Annotated in this window: 16 protein-coding genes and 1 tRNA gene; 9 read left to right on the top strand and 8 right to left on the bottom strand. The window is 53.7% G+C overall.

From position 1 onward, the window contains the following. Positions 1–2 precede the first annotated feature (2 nt). Positions 3–1205, bottom strand: coding sequence for a sodium/glutamate symporter (gene gltS, locus ACWKXX_RS12795; protein WP_006812438.1), 1203 nt, complete (start codon positions 1203–1205; stop codon positions 3–5). A 225-nt stretch (positions 1206–1430) separates the two neighbouring features. Between gltS and xanP the strand changes: the two genes are divergently transcribed. Both xanP and ACWKXX_RS12785 read left to right on the top strand, forming a co-directional pair. Beyond that, positions 1431–2822, top strand: a complete 1392-nt coding sequence (gene xanP / locus ACWKXX_RS12790) for a xanthine/proton symporter XanP (RefSeq protein WP_059295070.1) — start codon at positions 1431–1433, stop codon at positions 2820–2822. A 118-nt stretch (positions 2823–2940) separates the two neighbouring features. Next, positions 2941–4635 (top strand): AsmA family protein, encoded by a 1695-nt coding sequence (locus tag ACWKXX_RS12785; protein ID WP_261665841.1) that lies wholly within the window; start codon positions 2941–2943, stop codon positions 4633–4635. An 84-nt stretch (positions 4636–4719) separates the two neighbouring features. Here ACWKXX_RS12785 and yicI read toward each other — a convergent pair whose 3' ends face one another. Together yicI and ACWKXX_RS12775 are read right to left on the bottom strand one after the other, a co-directional pair. Then, positions 4720–7038, bottom strand: a complete 2319-nt coding sequence (gene yicI, locus ACWKXX_RS12780) for an alpha-xylosidase (protein ID WP_261665842.1) — start codon at positions 7036–7038, stop codon at positions 4720–4722. Positions 7039–7050: 12 nt separating this feature from the next. Beyond that, positions 7051–8442, bottom strand: a complete 1392-nt coding sequence (locus ACWKXX_RS12775) for a glycoside-pentoside-hexuronide family transporter (RefSeq protein ID WP_032646751.1) — start codon at positions 8440–8442, stop codon at positions 7051–7053. 287 nt (positions 8443–8729) lie between these two features. Between ACWKXX_RS12775 and ACWKXX_RS12770 the strand changes: the two genes are divergently transcribed. Further along, positions 8730–8824: transfer RNA gene (locus ACWKXX_RS12770), tRNA-Sec, on the top strand. A 35-nt stretch (positions 8825–8859) separates the two neighbouring features. After that, positions 8860–9699, top strand: coding sequence for a DUF2971 domain-containing protein (locus tag ACWKXX_RS12765; protein ID WP_023302862.1), 840 nt, complete (start codon positions 8860–8862; stop codon positions 9697–9699). Here ACWKXX_RS12765 and ACWKXX_RS12760 read toward each other — a convergent pair whose 3' ends face one another. Beyond that, positions 9700–9879 (bottom strand): toxin-antitoxin system HicB family antitoxin, encoded by a 180-nt coding sequence (locus ACWKXX_RS12760; protein ID WP_261665845.1) that lies wholly within the window; start codon positions 9877–9879, stop codon positions 9700–9702. A 136-nt stretch (positions 9880–10015) separates the two neighbouring features. Here ACWKXX_RS12760 and ACWKXX_RS12755 point away from each other — a divergent pair, with 136 nt between their 5' ends. Next, positions 10016–10357: a SymE family type I addiction module toxin gene (locus ACWKXX_RS12755; protein ID WP_045308225.1), complete on the top strand. Its 342-nt coding sequence runs from the start codon at positions 10016–10018 to the stop codon at positions 10355–10357. A gap of 58 nt (positions 10358–10415) precedes the next feature. Next, entirely contained in the window at positions 10416–11444 is a 1029-nt protein-coding gene (locus ACWKXX_RS12750; protein WP_074161196.1) for a virulence RhuM family protein, read from the top strand. Here ACWKXX_RS12750 and ACWKXX_RS12745 read toward each other — a convergent pair. The 4 genes from ACWKXX_RS12745 to ACWKXX_RS12730 all read right to left on the bottom strand — a co-directional run bounded on the left by ACWKXX_RS12745 (position 11434) and on the right by ACWKXX_RS12730 (position 14330). Continuing rightward, on the bottom strand, positions 11434–11889 hold the full coding sequence (locus ACWKXX_RS12745; protein ID WP_040117028.1) for a GNAT family N-acetyltransferase: 456 nt from the start codon (positions 11887–11889) through the stop codon (positions 11434–11436). The two genes, ACWKXX_RS12750 and ACWKXX_RS12745, sit on opposite strands and share 11 nt — an antisense overlap. Before the next feature lie 47 nt (positions 11890–11936). Next, a complete protein-coding gene (locus tag ACWKXX_RS12740; RefSeq protein ID WP_261665846.1) occupies positions 11937–12707 on the bottom strand; it encodes a GlxA family transcriptional regulator in 771 nt (256 codons plus the stop codon). Positions 12708–13060: 353 nt separating this feature from the next. Next, positions 13061–13540, bottom strand: a complete 480-nt coding sequence (locus tag ACWKXX_RS12735; protein ID WP_284329743.1) for a hypothetical protein — start codon at positions 13538–13540, stop codon at positions 13061–13063. 1 nt (position 13541) lies between these two features. After that, positions 13542–14330, bottom strand: a complete 789-nt coding sequence (locus ACWKXX_RS12730; protein WP_045329485.1) for a winged helix-turn-helix domain-containing protein — start codon at positions 14328–14330, stop codon at positions 13542–13544. A gap of 833 nt (positions 14331–15163) precedes the next feature. Here ACWKXX_RS12730 and ACWKXX_RS12725 point away from each other — a divergent pair. From ACWKXX_RS12725 to ACWKXX_RS12715, 3 genes are read left to right on the top strand one after another with little or no spacing between them, the layout of a single operon-like run. Beyond that, the gene (locus ACWKXX_RS12725) at positions 15164–15766 is read left to right on the top strand and encodes a helix-turn-helix domain-containing protein (RefSeq protein ID WP_015570068.1); all 603 of its coding nucleotides are present in this window, start codon (positions 15164–15166) and stop codon (positions 15764–15766) included. A 52-nt stretch (positions 15767–15818) separates the two neighbouring features. Continuing rightward, positions 15819–16403 carry a fimbrial protein gene (locus ACWKXX_RS12720; RefSeq protein WP_032668879.1) on the top strand — a complete coding sequence of 195 codons (585 nt, stop codon included), beginning with the start codon at positions 15819–15821 and terminating at the stop codon, positions 16401–16403. Between the two features lie 53 nt (positions 16404–16456). Next, positions 16457–17134: a fimbrial biogenesis chaperone gene (locus tag ACWKXX_RS12715; RefSeq protein ID WP_261665849.1), complete on the top strand. Its 678-nt coding sequence runs from the start codon at positions 16457–16459 to the stop codon at positions 17132–17134. Positions 17135–17138: the final 4 nt, after the last annotated feature.

Raw genomic sequence — 17138 nt, 5'->3', positions numbered from 1 at the left:
GGTCAGCCAAACATCGGCAGCATCAGGTAGAGCTTAATGACCAGCGCGTTGACGATATCAATGAAGAATGCGCCCACCATCGGCACCACCAGAAACGCCATGTGCGACGGGCCGAACCGTTCGGTGATCGCCTGCATATTCGCGATGGCCGTTGGCGTCGCTCCCAGACCAAATCCACAGTGACCCGCAGCCAGTACCGCCGCATCATAGTTTTTGCCCATCATGCGCCAGGTAACAAAGATGGCATACAGCGCCATGAACACAGCCTGCACCGCCAGGATCGCCACCATCGGCAGCGCCAGCGAGGCCAGTTCCCACAGCTTGAGGCTCATCAGCGCCATCGCCAGGAACAGCGACAGGCTGACGTTCCCCAGCACGGACACTGCGCGCTCAAAGACGCGGTAGAAGCCCATCTGCGCCAGACCGTTGCTCAGGATCACCCCGATAAACAGCACGCAGACAAAGGTTGGCAGTTCGAAAGCCGTTCCCGCCAGCCATTGCGCAACGATTTTGCCCACGGTAAGGCAGATGGCAATCATGGCGATGGTTTCAATCATCACCAGCGAGGTGATGCTGCGGCCAACGTCCGGTTTTTCAAATGCCGTCGGCACCATTTCATCGTCTGGCCTGCCTTCCGGCGTGGTGGAGTGTTTCACCAGATAGCGCGCTACCGGGCCGCCAATCAGCCCGCCAAGCACCAGGCCAAAGGTCGCGCAGGCCATTGCCACTTCCGTTGCGTTTTCAAAGCCATAGCGTTCGATGAACAGCTTGCTCCACGCCGCGCCCGTTCCGTGGCCACCTGACAGGGTAATCGACCCCGCCAGCAGACCCATCAGCGGATCCAGCCCCAGCAGCGACGCCATACCGATGCCGATGGCGTTTTGCATCAGCAGCAGGCCCACCACAACAATCAGAAACACGCCCAGCACCTTGCCGCCCGAACGCAGGCTTGCGAGGTTAGCGTTCAGGCCGATAGTAGCAAAGAAGGCCAGCATCAACGGATCTTTCAGGGACATATCAAAATCGATTTCCCAGCCCATGCTTTTTTTCAGCACCAGCAGGGCCAGCGCCACCAGCAATCCACCGGCGACAGGTTCAGGAATGGTGTACTTTTTCAGAAAGGAAACACTGTGTACCAGCTTGCGACCAAGCAAAAGAACCAGCGTTGCGGCAACAAGGGTCGACAACGTATCGAGATGAATCATAAAAGGCTCCTGTTATGCGCGTGTTCCATACACACGCGGCGTTATCCTGGGCCGGGTGATGCTCGTCATGAGCCGCCGGCGCGAAAAGTGTAATTTTTTTTTCCTGTTCGTTGTAGAAAACCTGCTCACACCGGCAGATTTTCTCTCTTTTTTTTGCTGGCAATCGTTTGCTTTTACCAGGTGGTCAGATAAAATGCCCGCTTTTCCACCGTGGGATTGCCGCCGATGTCTGTTAACACTCTGGAGTCTGCTTCTGCGCAACCGATTGCGCAGAAGCAAAACAGCGAACTGATTTACCGCCTTGAAGATCGTCCCCCGCTGCCTCAAACCCTGTTTGCCGCCTGCCAGCACCTGCTGGCGATGTTCGTTGCGGTCATCACGCCGGCTCTGCTGATTTGCCAGGCGCTGGGGTTACCGGCGCAGGATACGCAACACATCATCAGTATGTCTCTGTTCGCTTCCGGCGTGGCCTCCATCATTCAAATTAAAGCCTGGGGTCCGGTGGGCTCGGGTTTGCTGTCGATTCAGGGCACCAGCTTTAACTTTGTGGCGCCGCTGATCATGGGCGGTACGGCACTGAAAACCGGCGGCGCAGATGTCCCGACGATGATGGCGGCGCTTTTCGGCACCCTGATGCTGGCAAGCTGCACAGAGATGATCATTTCCCGCGTTCTGCACCTGGCGCGCCGGGTGATCACCCCGCTGGTCTCCGGCGTGGTGGTGATGATTATCGGCCTGTCACTGATCCAGGTGGGTCTGACCTCCATCGGGGGCGGCTACGCGGCAATGAGCGACCATACCTTCGGCGCGCCGAAAAACCTGCTGCTGGCAGGCGTGGTGCTGGCGATCATTATTCTGCTTAACCGCCAGCGTAACCCGTACCTGCGCGTGGCATCGCTGGTGATCGCCATGGCGGCCGGTTACCTGCTGGCGTGGGCGCTGGGCATGCTGCCGGAAAACACCACCCCAACCAACAGCGCGTTGATTACCGTGCCAACGCCGCTCTACTACGGCCTGGGCATTGACTGGAGTCTGCTCCTGCCGCTGATGCTGGTCTTTATGATCACTTCGCTGGAAACCATTGGCGATATCACCGCCACCTCCGACGTGTCCGAGCAGCCGGTCTCCGGCCCGCTGTACATGAAACGTCTGAAAGGCGGCGTGCTGGCGAACGGACTGAACTCGTTTGTCTCGGCGGTGTTCAACACCTTCCCGAACTCCTGCTTTGGCCAGAACAACGGCGTGATCCAGCTGACCGGCGTGGCCAGCCGCTACGTGGGCTTCGTGGTAGCGCTGATGCTGGTGGTCCTCGGCCTGTTCCCGGCGGTGAGCGGGTTTGTGCAGCACATCCCTGAGCCGGTGCTGGGCGGCGCGACGCTGGTGATGTTCGGTACCATCGCGGCCTCTGGCGTGCGTATCGTCTCCCGCGAGCCGCTGAACCGCCGCGCAATCATGATTATTGCGCTGTCTCTCGCCGTAGGGCTTGGCGTCTCCCAGCAGCCGATGATTTTGCAGTTTGCCCCGGACTGGGTGAAAAACCTGCTCTCTTCCGGCATCGCCGCGGGCGGTATTACCGCTATTGTGCTGAATCTCATTTTCCCGCCTGAAAAGAACTGATCTCCACACGGCAGGCTGTCAATGCCTGCCGTGACATCTCTTTACACCATTCCCGCCTTGAGCATTGCGCATAAATCGTGCATAACACCCTTATGTGCGTTTCGCGGGAAGGAAGACCATGAAATTTATTGGAAAGCTGCTTATCTATCTTCTGGTAGCCCTGCTCATTGTAGTGCTCGCCTTTTATTTTCTGCTCCAGACCCGCTGGGGCGCATCGCAGGTCAGCAGCTGGATCACGGTGAATACCGATTACGAGCTCAACTTTGACCTGATGGATCACCGCTTTTCATCCCCTTCTCACATCCTTCTGGAAAACGTTACCTTCGGACGAGATGGCAAACCGGCCACGCTGGTCGCTAAAAAAGTGGATATTGGCTTAAGCAGCCGCCAGATCACCGACCCGCTGCATATGGATGCCATCACCCTGTTCGATGGCACGCTGAATTTATCGCCGCAGACGGCGCCGCTGCCGTTCCAGGCCGACCGTCTGCAACTGAATAACATGGCCTTTAACAGCCCGAATACGGAGTGGGATCTCAGTGCGCAAAAGGTGACCGGCGGCGTCAGCCCGTGGCAGCCCGAGGCGGGGAACGTACTGGGAAAAAATGTGCAAATCCAGATGAGCGCCGGGTCGCTCACGCTCAACGGCATACCGGCCAACAACGTGCTGATTCAGGGACAACTCAACGGCAAAGAGGTGGTGCTGAATACCATCGGTGCCGATATGGCGCGCGGCTCGCTGACGGGCTCGGCTCTGCGTAATGCCGACGGTGGCTGGGTTATCAACACCCTGCGTCTGAATGAGATCCGCCTGCAAAGCGACAAATCGCTGCTGGATTTCTTCGCCCCTCTCTCCACCCTGCCTTCGTTACAGATTGGGCGGCTGGAAGTGACCGATGCCCGTCTACAGGGGCCAGACTGGGCGGTAACCGACCTCGATCTCAGCCTGCGTAACCTCACCCTGAGTAAAGGTGACTGGCAAAGCCAGGAGGGACGGTTATCCATGAACGCCAGCGAATTTATCTACGGCTCGCTGCATCTGTTTGACCCTATCCTGAATGCGGAATTCTCCCCGCAGGGCATTGCGCTGCGTCAGTTCACCTCCCGCTGGGAAGGAGGCATGGTGCGCACCTCCGGCAACTGGCTGCGCGAGGGTCAGGCGCTGGTGCTGGACGACGTTGCCATTGCCGGGCTGGAATATACGCTTCCGGAAAACTGGAAAACGCTGTGGATGGACCCGCTTCCGGCATGGCTGAACAGCGTGACGCTAAAAAAATTCGGCCTGAGCCGCAACCTGGTGATCGACATCGATCCGGCGTTCCCGTGGCAGATCACCTCCCTCGACGGTTATGGCGCTAATCTGCGGCTGGCGCAGGATCACAAGTGGGGCGTGTGGGGCGGTAACGCAACCCTCAACGGGGCGGCAGCAACCTTTAACCGCGTCGACGTGCGTCGCCCGTCGCTGGCGCTGAATGCCAACGCCGCAACGGTAAATATTACCGATCTGAGCGCCTTTACCGAGAAAGGGATCCTGGAAGCGACCGCCACCGTGTCACAGCTGCCACAGCGACAAACCACCGTGAGCCTGAACGGGCGCGGTGTACCACTCAACGTTTTGCAGCAGTGGGGCTGGCCAGCGCTGCCGATTGCGGGAGACGGCAATATTCAGCTCACCGCCAGCGGAAGCGTGCAGGCCAATGCGCCGCTGAAGCCGACGGTGAATGGGAAGCTGAGCGCGGTGAATATGGATAAACGGCAGGTGCAACAGAAGATGACCGGCGGGATGGTGTCGACGGTGGCTCCGGCACAGTAAAAAGCCGGGTGGCGGCTTCGCCTTACCCGGCCTACGATCTAATGTAGGCCCGGTAAGCGAAGCGCCACCGGGCATTTTTCCAGCTCAGAGGTGAACCACCACCTCATCCCCCTCGGCTTTCACCACCACACCCCACTCGCTGCCCGCATGTGAACCGCCTTTTACGCCGCCGACCTTCTGCACGTTGCGCAAGCACACCGACCAGTTTTGCGCGCCTCCCGCGCCGGTAAAGGTCACGACCTCGCCCTGACGTGACGCCTTCAGCGTAAACACCACAGAACCGTCCGCCGCAGGCACTTCGCTCACTGCCGTTGCGCCATCGCTCAGGTTGAAGAGCTGGAAGGCCGTCCCCTCGTGCCACGCATAGTCTGGCTTCTGGTTATTGTTGCCCAGCGCCAGCAGGGTGTTGTCGCGCACATAGACCGGCAGGCTCTGGAAATCGTGCTGCTGCTTATGCCAGCGGCTACCCTCGATTTCATCGTTGTGCCACAGGTGCGTCCAGCGCCCTTCCGGCAGGTAAAACTGCACGTCACCCGCCTCGGAGAACACCGGGGCCACCATCATTGAATCCCCCAGCATGTACTGGCGGTCGAGGTAATCGCACGCCGGATCGTCTGGGAACTCCAGCATCATCGCCCGCAGCATCGGCGTGCCGAACTCGGGCGCCAGCGCCGCCTGACGATACAGGTACGGCATCAGCTGGCATTTCAGCTGCGTGAAGTGGCGCACCACATCGCAGGACTCGTCATCGTACGCCCACGGCACGCGGTAGGATTTGCTGCCGTGCAGGCGGCTGTGGCTGGAGAACAGCCCGAACGCGCACCAGCGTTTGTAGACGTGCGCCGGAGCGGTGTTTTCGAACCCGCCGATATCGTGGCTCCAGAACCCGAAGCCGGACAGCCCAATCGACAGCCCGCCGCGCAGGCTTTCGGCCATCGACTCATAGTTGGCGTAGCAGTCGCCACCCCAGTGTACCGGGAACTGTTGCGCACCCACGGAGGCAGAACGGGCAAACAGCACCGCCTCTTCTTCTCCCACCGTCTCTTTCAGCACGTTCCACACCAGTTCGTTGTAGATGTAGGCGTAATGGTTATGAATCTTCTGCGGATCGGAACCGTCAAACCACTGGACGTCCGTCGGGATACGCTCGCCGAAGTCGGTCTTGAAGCAGTCGACGCCGATCGCCACTAGGCCTTTCAGTTTGTCCGCATACCACCTGCACGCGTCCGGGTTGGTGAAGTCGTAGATCGCCAGCCCCGGCTGCCATTTGTCCCACTGCCACAGGGAGCCGTCCGGGCGCTTCAGCAGGTAGCCCTTCTCTTTCAGCTCCCGGAAGATCGGCGATTTCTGGCCGATGTACGGGTTGATCCACACGCAGACCTTCAGCCCTTTCTCTTTCAGGCGGCGGATCATGCCTTCCGGATCGGGGAAGGTCACCGGGTCCCACTCGAAGTCGCACCACTGGAAGGCCTTCATCCAGAAGCAGTCGAAGTGGAACACGTGCAGCGGCAGGTCGCGCTCGGCCATGCCGTCGATAAAGCTGTTAACCGTCGCTTCGTCGTAGTTGGTGGTGAAGGAGGTGGTCAGCCACAGGCCGAACGACCACGCAGGCGGCAGTGCCGGACGGCCGGTGAAGCGGGTATAGCGGTTCAGCACTTCTTTCGGCGTCGGGCCGTCGATCACAAAGTACTCGAGATACTCCCCTTCCACGCTGAACTGCACTTTGGAGACTTTTTCGGAGCCGACTTCAAACGAGACGTTCTCCGGGTGATTCACCAGCACGCCGTAGCCGCGGTTGGTCAGGTAGAACGGGATGTTTTTGTAGGACTGCTCGGTGCTGGTGCCGCCGTCGCGGTTCCAGGTTTCGACCGTCTGGCCGTTGCGTACCAGCGCGGTAAAGCGCTCGCCCAGGCCGTAGACCGTTTCCCCCACGCCCAGATCCAGACGTTCAAACACATAGTTGCGATCGGTATTGCTGTCCTGCATGTAGCCGTTGTTTTTCAGCTGGCTGCCGGTAATGCGCTGGCCGTTGCGCAGGAAATCCAGCGCCCAGAACTCGCCTTTGGTAACGCGCACGCTAACGCTGCCGCTTTTCAGCTCGGCAAATTCGGCGTTGTTTTCAATCTCTACCTTCACGTCTTTCAGAACGTTCAGCGGATAGTGCGGGCCGTTATTCAGCGCACCCTGGAAGTGTTCGATGCGCACCCCGACAATTCCTTCCTGCGGGGCAAACAGGCGCACCGTGAACATCAACGTGTCGAGCTGCCAGGTGCGTTCGCGCACGTCACGCGGCGCCACATACACCACCAGGTCACTGCCCTGCTGCTCCACGTCGAACACCTGCACCGGATAGGTCACGTTCAGACCCGGTTGAATAAGCCAGTTTCCATCACTGATTTTCATGCTTACGTCCTCTTAGTTCTGCAATTCTTTGCTGACCGGCAGGTTTTCAAATTCCTGCTGATTACGGCGCGCGCCCTGCGCCAGCTCGCCCAGGATTTTGGTCAGGAAGGGGGTTTTCAGCGTGTAGTAGCGTTTGGCGATGATGGCGCTCAGCACGTAACAGATCGCCGGTGCCAGGGTAAACAGGCCGATGATGATGCTGATGGTCGCGCTGTTCTGGGTTTTGGCTGCCGCGTCGTAGCCGCCGCCTGCCAGCATCCAGCCGATCATCGCCCCGCCCAGCGCCAGGCCGAGCTTCAGCACGAACAGCGTGCCCGCAAAGCTGATGCCGGTCAGTCGTTTGCCGTTGGTCCATTCGCCGTAGTCGACGGTATCGGACATCATAACCCACTGAATCGGCGTCACCAGCTGGTGCAGCACGCCGATAACGAAGATGAAGCCGAACATCAGCACAGTGGCATGCATCGGCACGAAGAACATCGCCACGCTGACCACCGCCAGCGCGGCGTTGGTCCACCAGAAAATGCTGACCTTGCACTTCCAGTCGGTGAGCGGTTTTGCCAGCGCGGAGCCAATCAGGTTACCGACGCAGTAGGTCGTCAGGAACGCGACGAACACCTCCGGCGAGCCCATGATCCAGGTGCAGTAGTACATCATCGCGCCGCCGCGCACGCAGACGGCGAGGATGTTGAGGATGGTCAGCACGCCGACGATGCGCCACTGGTCGTTTTGCCAGATGTCGCGCAGGTCTTCCCGCATGGAGGTGGTGCTCGGCGGCACCTGGATGCGCTCTTTGGTGGTGAAGAAGCAGAACGCCAGCATCAGGAACGCGACCACCGACAGCACGGCGATCCCGCCCTGGAAGCCGAATGCCTTATCGTCGCCGCCAATCAGGTTCACCAGCGGCATCATCAGCACCGTGGAGAGCATGCCGCCCGCCGTCGCCAGCACAAAGCGCCAGGACTGGAGGGAGATACGCTGCGTCGGGTCGTTGGTGATCACGCCGCCCAGCGCGCAGTACGGGATATTGACCACGGTATAGAGCAGGGTCAGCAGCGTGTATGTGATGGCGGCGTAAACCATTTTTCCGTTAAGGCTGAGGTCCGGCGTGGTGTAGGCCAGCACGCAGACGATGCCGAACGGAATGGCGCCGAACAAAATCCACGGACGGAACTTGCCCCAGCGGCTGCGGGTGCGGTCGGCAATCAGGCCCATGCACGGGTCGGAGATCGCATCCAGCGCGCGGGCCAGCAGGAACATGGTGCCGACAAACCCGGCGGGAATACCAAAAATATCGGTGTAGAAAAACATCATATAAAGCATGACGTTATCAAAAATGATATGGCTGGCGGCGTCTCCCATGCCGTAGCCAATCTTCTCTTTTACTGACAGGACTTCGCTCATATTTTTATCCTTCACGCTGTAGGGGGCGCTGAGACCGGTTACCGTTTTTTAAACCATTGTTTCAGGAGCGGGTATTGCGTTTTCTGGTTAAGAGATTACGTTTCTTGTTTTTTGTGATCGGGATAAAAGTTGATGAGCACGAAATGCTAACCTGAGGATTTTCTTAAGAATTAGCTGAAACAGGGGGATTCAGGTCAAAAGAGAGGTGAAAAAAGTGGTGTGGGGTATGTGGTAAATGCCTGAAAGTAGCTATAATGCGCCCCGCCTCCATGTAGCAATGCAGGCGCGGAAGATCGTCATCTCCGGTGAGGTGGCTGGACTTCAAATCCAGTTGGGGGCGCCAGCGTTCCCGGGCAGGTTCGACTCCTGTGATCTTCCGCCAAAAATACAGCTAAATCTACTTTCAGAGTTAATAACATGTATAAATATCTTCCCTCAGAAAGAATCGATATACTTGAAAATAACTTAATATGTTTTAATAACCCTTTAAATTTTAACGACCCATTTGAATTCAATACTTCTTTTAACTTTAGTAGCTTTGAATCCAATTTATACGATTCGTTAAGCACTGTAGACCTTCTCAAAGAATTTCCAGCTGAATTATTAAATCAGATTGAAAAACTGCCTAAAGAAATTGTCAGTAATTTACTTAAAGATGCAAAAAAAACAATGCTCTCGATGTATAAAAAAGAAAGAGGAAATATAATAAGAGCAGCAGATACTACAATGCAAAGTTTTAACTCTAAGTTGATAGGAATAACGAGGATTCTATCATTAACAGAAACCCCTACGAATATTTTGATGTGGGGACACTACGCACAGGCCCACAGTGGGTTTATCATTGAATTTGATATCACTCATCCATTTTTCTCACAACGTCGCGGCCAAAAAGATGAATTTGGTTATTTACGAAAAGTTATATATCAGAAAGAATATCCATTCTTGGATCCATTCTCAGACGATCAAATAAATCATTTCCTAATAAAAAGCAAAGACTGGGAATATGAACATGAATGGCGAATGTTGTTACCACAGGCCAATTCTGGTAAAACAATTAATGTATGTGAAAAAGAATTTGATCTCTATGAACTACCATCCGATGCTATCAAAACGATAATTTTTGGTTGCAATACCTCAGAACATTTTAAAACTAAAATGTTCAGGTTAATAAGTTCACGAACCGACTATGAACATATCAGTTTTATACAGGCTAAAAAATCAAATTCAAGATTTGAGATTGTATTAGACCCGTTATGACTACTTTTTTAATCTATTTATTTCATTTCGACCTAAATTTTTTAACCAATTCCCCAAACTCATCCCTTCAGCCTTCGCCGCAGCCTCAAACTGGGCCTTCAACTCTGGCGTAATACGTATCTGAAAAGTCGGTGCTTTTCCGGATTTTGACTTATTAGGATCGCGTTTAGCTGTTGACATGTACGTACCTAAAAGAGCAGTATATCTTCATTGAGGTACGTACCTTAACATATAACGACCTCAGATTGGAACGCCCTCGCCAGGTGCTCGCAACACCAGACGAGAGCTAACCTCACCAACTATCAAGGAGTTGATTATGGCTGATTCGCATTCTACCCCAGACACCGACCAATCCGGAACCGAGCATTCGTTAATTGTGGGATACCGCCCGAATGTTTACGACAAATCTACGCCGAAAATCATCCTTTCCGGTAAGTGGTTGCGCGCAGCGGGGTTTGATACCGGACAGCAGGTCACGGTAAAGGTCATGAAAGGATGCATCGTTCTGGTGGCGTATAACGAGCAGGAGCAGCGTTTGCAAGATGATTATAAACGGACGAAAGCAAAGCTTATTGAGATAGAGGACGCGCTTGCAGCGATCCAAATTCCGCATGCTGGAAAGCGACTCGCAAAATCAAATACAAACCACCTGGCTTAGCGGCTGTTTCTGGCATACTACGAGCTTACAGGCATCAACCTTATGAAGCGGAGGCAGCATGACATATGAGGAATTAATAAATTCTCCAGCCGGTGAGTTCGTCATGTTTGCCAGCAAGGATGGAAAAGTTCGCATTGAATGCCGCTTCGAAAGCGATACGTTGTGGCTCTCACAGGCCACGATCTGTGAGTTATACGGCAAAGCCAAAGCTACGATCAGCGGGCATATCAAGAATATTTTTGATGAGGGTGAACTGGTCGAAAATTCAGTTGTTCGGTTTTACCGAACAACTGCCAGCGATGGTAAAGTATATAACGTTCAATACTTTAGCCTGCCCGTCATTCTCGCCATCGGCTATCGCGTCCGATCCACGCGAGGTACGCAGTTCCGCCAGTGGGCCACCCAAACGCTCCAGGAATACCTGGTTAAAGGCTTCGTTATGGACGACGAGCGCCTGAAAAATCCGCCTGTGGGATCTTCCGCCGTCCCTGACTATTTCGATGAAATGCTGGAACGCATTCGCGATATACGGGCCAGCGAACGCCGGGTCTATCTTCGCGTGAGGGAGATTTTCGCATTAGCTGCTGACTATCAGCCGTCGCTCAAAGAAACCACGCAATTCTTTCAGACCATCCAGAATAAACTGCATTTTGCCTGCACTGGGCACACCGCTGCTGAGTTGATTCACCAACGTGCGGACGCCACTCAACCGCATATGGGGCTGACCAGCTATAAAGGCGAAGAAGTCCGTAAAAGCGATGTCACCACCGCAAAAAATTATCTGTCTCAGGATGAGGTGAGCGAGCTTAATCGCGTCGTTAATATGTGGCTCGATTTTGCCGAAGATCAGGCCAAACGCCGCAAGCAGGTATTTTTACGAGACTGGCAAACCAAGCTCGATCAGTTTCTGCAATTCAACGACCGGGACGTTTTAGAAGGAGCAGGCAAAATCAGCAAGAAAACGGCTGATGAAAAGGCGTGCTCAGAATACCTCGAGTTTGAAAAAAAGCAGCGCCTGCTGAAAGAGGCCGAAGGTGAGAAAGATATTGTCGGCTTATTAAAATGGGATAAGCGGGCTAAGCGCTAATCCCGGTATTTCTGCTCAGCTTCATATGCAACAGCGGAAACGGATTCCCCTGCCCGTCCAGCTCCGAGCGCCCGAACTGCTCAAACCCCATATGACGATAAAACGCCACCCCCTGCGGATTCTGCTCGTTCACATCCACTTCATTTACGCCGAATTCTGCAATGGCATATTGCAGCAGCATTTTCCCGATACCCTTCCCCCGGCTCGCATCATCCACAAACAGCATTTCAATGCGATTTTTATCCACGCCCAAAAAGCCGTGAATAATACCCACGTCATCCCGGGCAATCACAACCCTGAGATTAGGCAAATATGCGTTGAGCAATAACGGACGCAGCGCCGCGATATCGCTTTCCTGCAAAAAGCGGTGCGTGGCGCGAACGGACGACTCCCAGACTGCGACGAGGCGTTCAAATTGTGAGGGGTGTGCGGCTTCTATTTTCATGATGATATTCCGGTTGAGTAAAGTTTCAGGGCAGCATGTAATGATATTCAGCTCTGCGACGTGCGCCACACGCCAGGCGTACAACCATACTCCGTCTGAAAATGACGAATAAAGTGCGCGCAGTCGCTGAACCCCATCCGCTGCGCAATATCCGTCACGCTTTGCTGTGAGTTCTTCAGCAGCCAGCAAGCATAGCGCAGTCTGGCACTGCGGATAAATTCGCGGGCCGTTTTGCCGAATTCTGCGTGGAACAGACGGTTGAGCTGGCGTTCACTCAATGCCACTTCTCGCGCAAGCCCGGCGGTGGTGAGCGGCCGGGTCAGTAACTGTTCTATCAGCATGACGGCCCGGCGCAACCGCGAGTCAGGGATAAGCGCAAAATTCGCCGGACGCGGGGTGGCAATTTCATGCGGAACGAGCGACAAACGCTGACAGGTGGTGCTGGCGATATCATCCCCGGCATGGGCGCGGATAAGCTCAGTTGCCAGCGTCAGGGTGGAAATACCGCCCGGGCAGGTCAGCACATCGCCATCGTCGATGAAATCATACCCTTGCTCAGCATAAACCAGCGGGAAAGCCTGCCGAAATGCATCAAGGTGGAAAGGATGGATGGACGCTCGTCGTTCATTCAGCAATCCTTCCTGTGCGAGGACAAAACTGCCGGTGCCAATGCCAATGAGCGGAACCCCGGCATGGTGGGCATGTGCCAGATACGCTTTATCCCCCTGATACCCTAAGTCCAGATACTGCAATTCACCGCCGATAACAGCAAGATAGTTAAAACTGTCCGGCGGCGCATGGGGAGAATCTGGTCTCATGATAATCCCCGCATTGCTGATAATCGGGATATCAGGAAATTCACTTATCAGGCTGATTTTAAATGCTAATTTATCCTGAGCTTTCGCTGCATAACGCAGCGCCTCCAGCAACCCGGAGACGGCCAGGAGTGAATAACGGGGCCATAATATCAACCCAATATGCAGACACTTTTCCGGTACTGATTTCCCCCCATCGGAGGAGTCAAATACACTTTTCATTTACTTGCCAAATTTAAAATTAATTACATTATCGCAACATGAACTGTCGCACTTTTTATTTCTAAGGTAATCCTGATATTTTAAATCAAGCATAAATGAGACGGGAGGAAAATATAATGTTTTTCTCGTTTATATCATTCTTTTTTTGAACCACGACACACATATGTCGGTAATGTTCCTAAGGTAAAGATATAGTTACCATTATGTTGTTCATTGATCCGCATATAAATACTCTTGCCCGGATAGACAAAGAATTGCGGTTCATATTTTTCCAGCCAGCTGTCGTCGACATTATCGTCCGGGAACGTCATATTTTTTTCTGACGTCAGCAAATAGAGATGATCTTGTCTCTCCACCCGAAAGGAAATTTTCCTGTCAATGGTTTTACCCGGATCGCTCTTTGCCCGGCCATTCATGCTCAGGGTGCCGAATTTCTCGTCGAAGGTGTAATTCAGCCAGACCGTCAGCGTCTCATCCGGATGGTGCTGTACCAGATTAGCCTGGCATGAAAAAGGCTGAACGTAAGTTCGGTGCCACAGGTAATAGCCCGTCAGCACGCCTGCCGTGACGAGGCCCGTCACGATGATATACAGCATCTGCCGAAAACGAGTCATGCTAGCTATCCTTCAGGAAATAATCAGATATACAGCGGTTCGGTTCTTTCATTGGCCGGTCGCAGCGAATAACCGACGCACGAGGAAGCAGAGCGTACCAGCTGATGTAAACCCAGGGATATTGCGCGCATTCAGCCTTGAATTGTTCCACATAGGTCAGCGCGGAAGCGCGTTCAGCGTGAGTCTGAATGTCGTTCGCAAGATAAACGCGACAGGCTCCGACGGATGCCGCAAAACGGTAATCCTCAACAAAACGGTTTTCTGTGGCGTTCATATATCCCGTCACGCCTGCCCCGGCCAGGATGATCAACAGCCCCATGACAACTGCCAGCCAGCGCGTGGGCTTCCTGACAACGGGCGCTGCTGGCGCGGAAGTTGTAGATACCTCCTCGATCGCTGGCGCCTCCACACATTGTTCCTCTGCGGGTTGAGGCGCGACAGGTGAAGACTCTCTGACGGTTATTTGCGTGTCGCTTGCCAGCGTCAACCCAATCCGGGGAATGGTAACGATAGGGTCAGTTTCAAAACCAATCTTTTTGAGCCCTTTGCGCAGGATGGAGATGTTCTGGTAATAGGTATTGGAGGAGACAAGCATGCCGCGGCTTTGCCAGACAATATCAAGGAACTCTTGCTGAGTGACAATCGACCCCGCTCTGTCGATTAATAACAACAGGCATCGGCCTGCTGGCGAATTTAACACAACCACACGGTCAGGATTGTTGATATCACGTAACGTGCTGGCCGCAGGATGAAATTCGACGATATTATTTATAATGTAATGCTTATGCATAGGGGCAGTATGAATTCTCCGGTTAACAGATGTTGAACCTGGGTCACCGCATGTATGGGATGACATTCACGTCGGGATTAATGTGACTGATTAACGTCATGCTGTATATCTTCGCCATTGGCGAAAAATCTTAATTTATATTTCATCCCTTAAGCTTCACTGAACCTGCATAAGAACTCAACCCTTGTAGAATGCGGCTTGCAGAGCCGCTTCATCCGCGATCATCCTCATTATGATGTTTTGTGAAGTGAATTTCCGCTCCACAGAAGTATCTGACTACCGGCAGCATCTCATTTATCAGGGCCTCATCTTTTGGCGCGCTCCTCGCCTCTTGACATTGACAAATATCTACATAAAAAAACATTGTACGCCACGGACATGCGTGTCTGAAATATTCAGCACCTTAAGCCTTAAGTTTTCTCAACCTGACCAATATCAACAACTTACATGGTTTTTGTATGCTTTTAAGCCACCTTTCTATCAGTTTTTATCGATGATAACATTCGTAAATTGTTATTCCCCGTCAGCAACTTCACACCCGCACTGACACCAAAAGACAAACTCCTTACAAAACATTTATCAAAGCTAAATTTTCATTAAAAATAGCGGCTATCATAATTTACAGAAAGCGAAGCGGAATAAGACCAATCAGAGGGAAGCGTCGTAACCGGTCTCGATCTTAGTAATTAATACAATTTTAGATTAATTCAGATTACCTCTTTATTGGCCGACGTATAGTAGGCCTACAGTATGCAATACGTCATTGCTTCGAGAATACTGGCGATAACCTTATAAATAATTCGCCTGATTACTATTATAAATCGAGGAATAACATGACGAACAATAGCCAAATAACACAGCATATAACTGTTGCACTGATGGGCGGCGATCATTATGCAAGAAACGGCATTAAAACGTTATTAAGCAGCATCCGCGACGACCTTCACATCATTATCATCGAAGGAGGTTATCAGGAACTGGATAAGGCGCTGTCGTCGATTCGTATCGATATCTTATTTATATCCGGCGCAGAGAAATACCATACAGGGTATGACTCACTGAAATATTTAAAAAAAATCAAAGTCACGCAGCCTGAAGTGATTATCTGCCTGTACTCAACCTCTGCCCATTCCCTGTTATGGGTCCGGGAAGATATTGATGCCTATATCTCGCTACAGAACACGGTTTATCAGTGGCGGATAAAGCTAGCAAAAATGGTCGATAGCCATTATCGGCCCCAAAAGCAGCCAGCGGCGTTATCGCTGACGCCTGGAGAAAGGAGGGTATTAAAGGAACTCAGGAACGGACTGGATATACGTTACATCGCAGAACTGGAGAAACTTTCTTATCGCCGCGTGAGCGCCTTAAAAAGCTCAGCGATAAGGAAACTCGGGCTCAGGAATAAGACAGATTTGCTGGTCTTTTTAACCAGTTAGACCTGCCGCTTTCAGAGCAAATCTCGTAATAAAAAAATCAAGGAACTATGAAATGAAAGCACGCCTTACTTGCCATTCTCTGCTGGCATTAAGCATTGCCGCCCTGCTGCCAGCGGGCGCAGCACTGGCCGCCACCACCAGCGGCGGCACGGTTAACTTCAGCGGTAAAGTGGTGACCTCCGCCTGTGCCATCAGCGCCGGTAGCGCCAATATCGACGTCGACATGGGTGAAGTGCGTACCGCCACGCTGGCTGCCGCAGGCAGTGAAGCCAGTACCGCAAAAGCCTTCTCCATCACCCTGGAAGATTGCGAAATCGCCGATACCTCGGCGTCCACGGAAGATAACCCTATTGCCGCAACGACCGTGGCTATCACCTTCACCGGTACACCGGACAGTACCGATGTGAATAGCCTGGCTGCGGGAGTAAACGGCGGCGCGGGCTCGGCGCAGCATGTCGCTATCCGTCTTTATGACGAACAGGGCAACGTCGTCAGGCTGGGTGAGCCGGCAGCAGCGATCCCCCTGCGTGCGGGGGCGAACATCCTGAACTTCAGCGCGAAATATTACTCCCCACTGGGCAACGCCACGGCGGGTGATGCCAGCGCGGTCGCCACCTACACCGTGACCTATTCGTAATCTTCAGGCCCGGTCTGCTGGCCGGGTCTGACTCAGCTTTCAGGAGACGCACTATGCGCGTAAACACATGGATTTGTCTGGCTGGCACGTTATGTTCATCCGCCGTGTACGCAGGCGGCGTGGGGTTAGGCGCAACGCGGCTGATCTACACCGGCGCGGCTACGCAGACGATGATGCAGGTAAGAAATACCCACCCTGATGCCACGTTTCTGATCCAGTCCTGGATGGAAGACGAGAAAGGGAGCCGTACCAACGACTTCGTCATCACGCCGCCGCTGTACGTCATGAAGCCCGCCAGCGAAAGCGCGGTGAAAATCATGTTCAGCGGCGACGCCCTGCCAGCCGATCGCGAGACGCTGTACTGGATGACGGTCAAAGCTATCCCACAGCAGGTTAAAAACGGTTCCGGCAATTCGCTGCAATTCGCCTCTGCCAACCGCATCAAGGTCTTTTATCGCCCGGAGCGGCTCAGGGAAGGTGCAGGGGAGGCATGGAAAAACCTTGCCGGCGCCTACCGCGCGGGCAAGGTCACGCTGACCAACCCAACGCCGTATTACCTCACCACCATTAACGTGAAAATTGATGGCAGGCCGGTGTCGCCCGTCATGGTACCGCCGAAATCCAGCGTGACGCTGGCAGACTCCTTCAGCCATGCGAGCAGCTTAAGCTACCAGACGATTAACGATTATGGCGCCTGGACGCCCGTTACCCGCACGTCATTGTCCCAATAATAAA

This window comes from Enterobacter sp. UPMP2061 (genome assembly GCF_053709615.1).
This window is presented reverse-complemented; position numbering and strand designations above follow the sequence as displayed.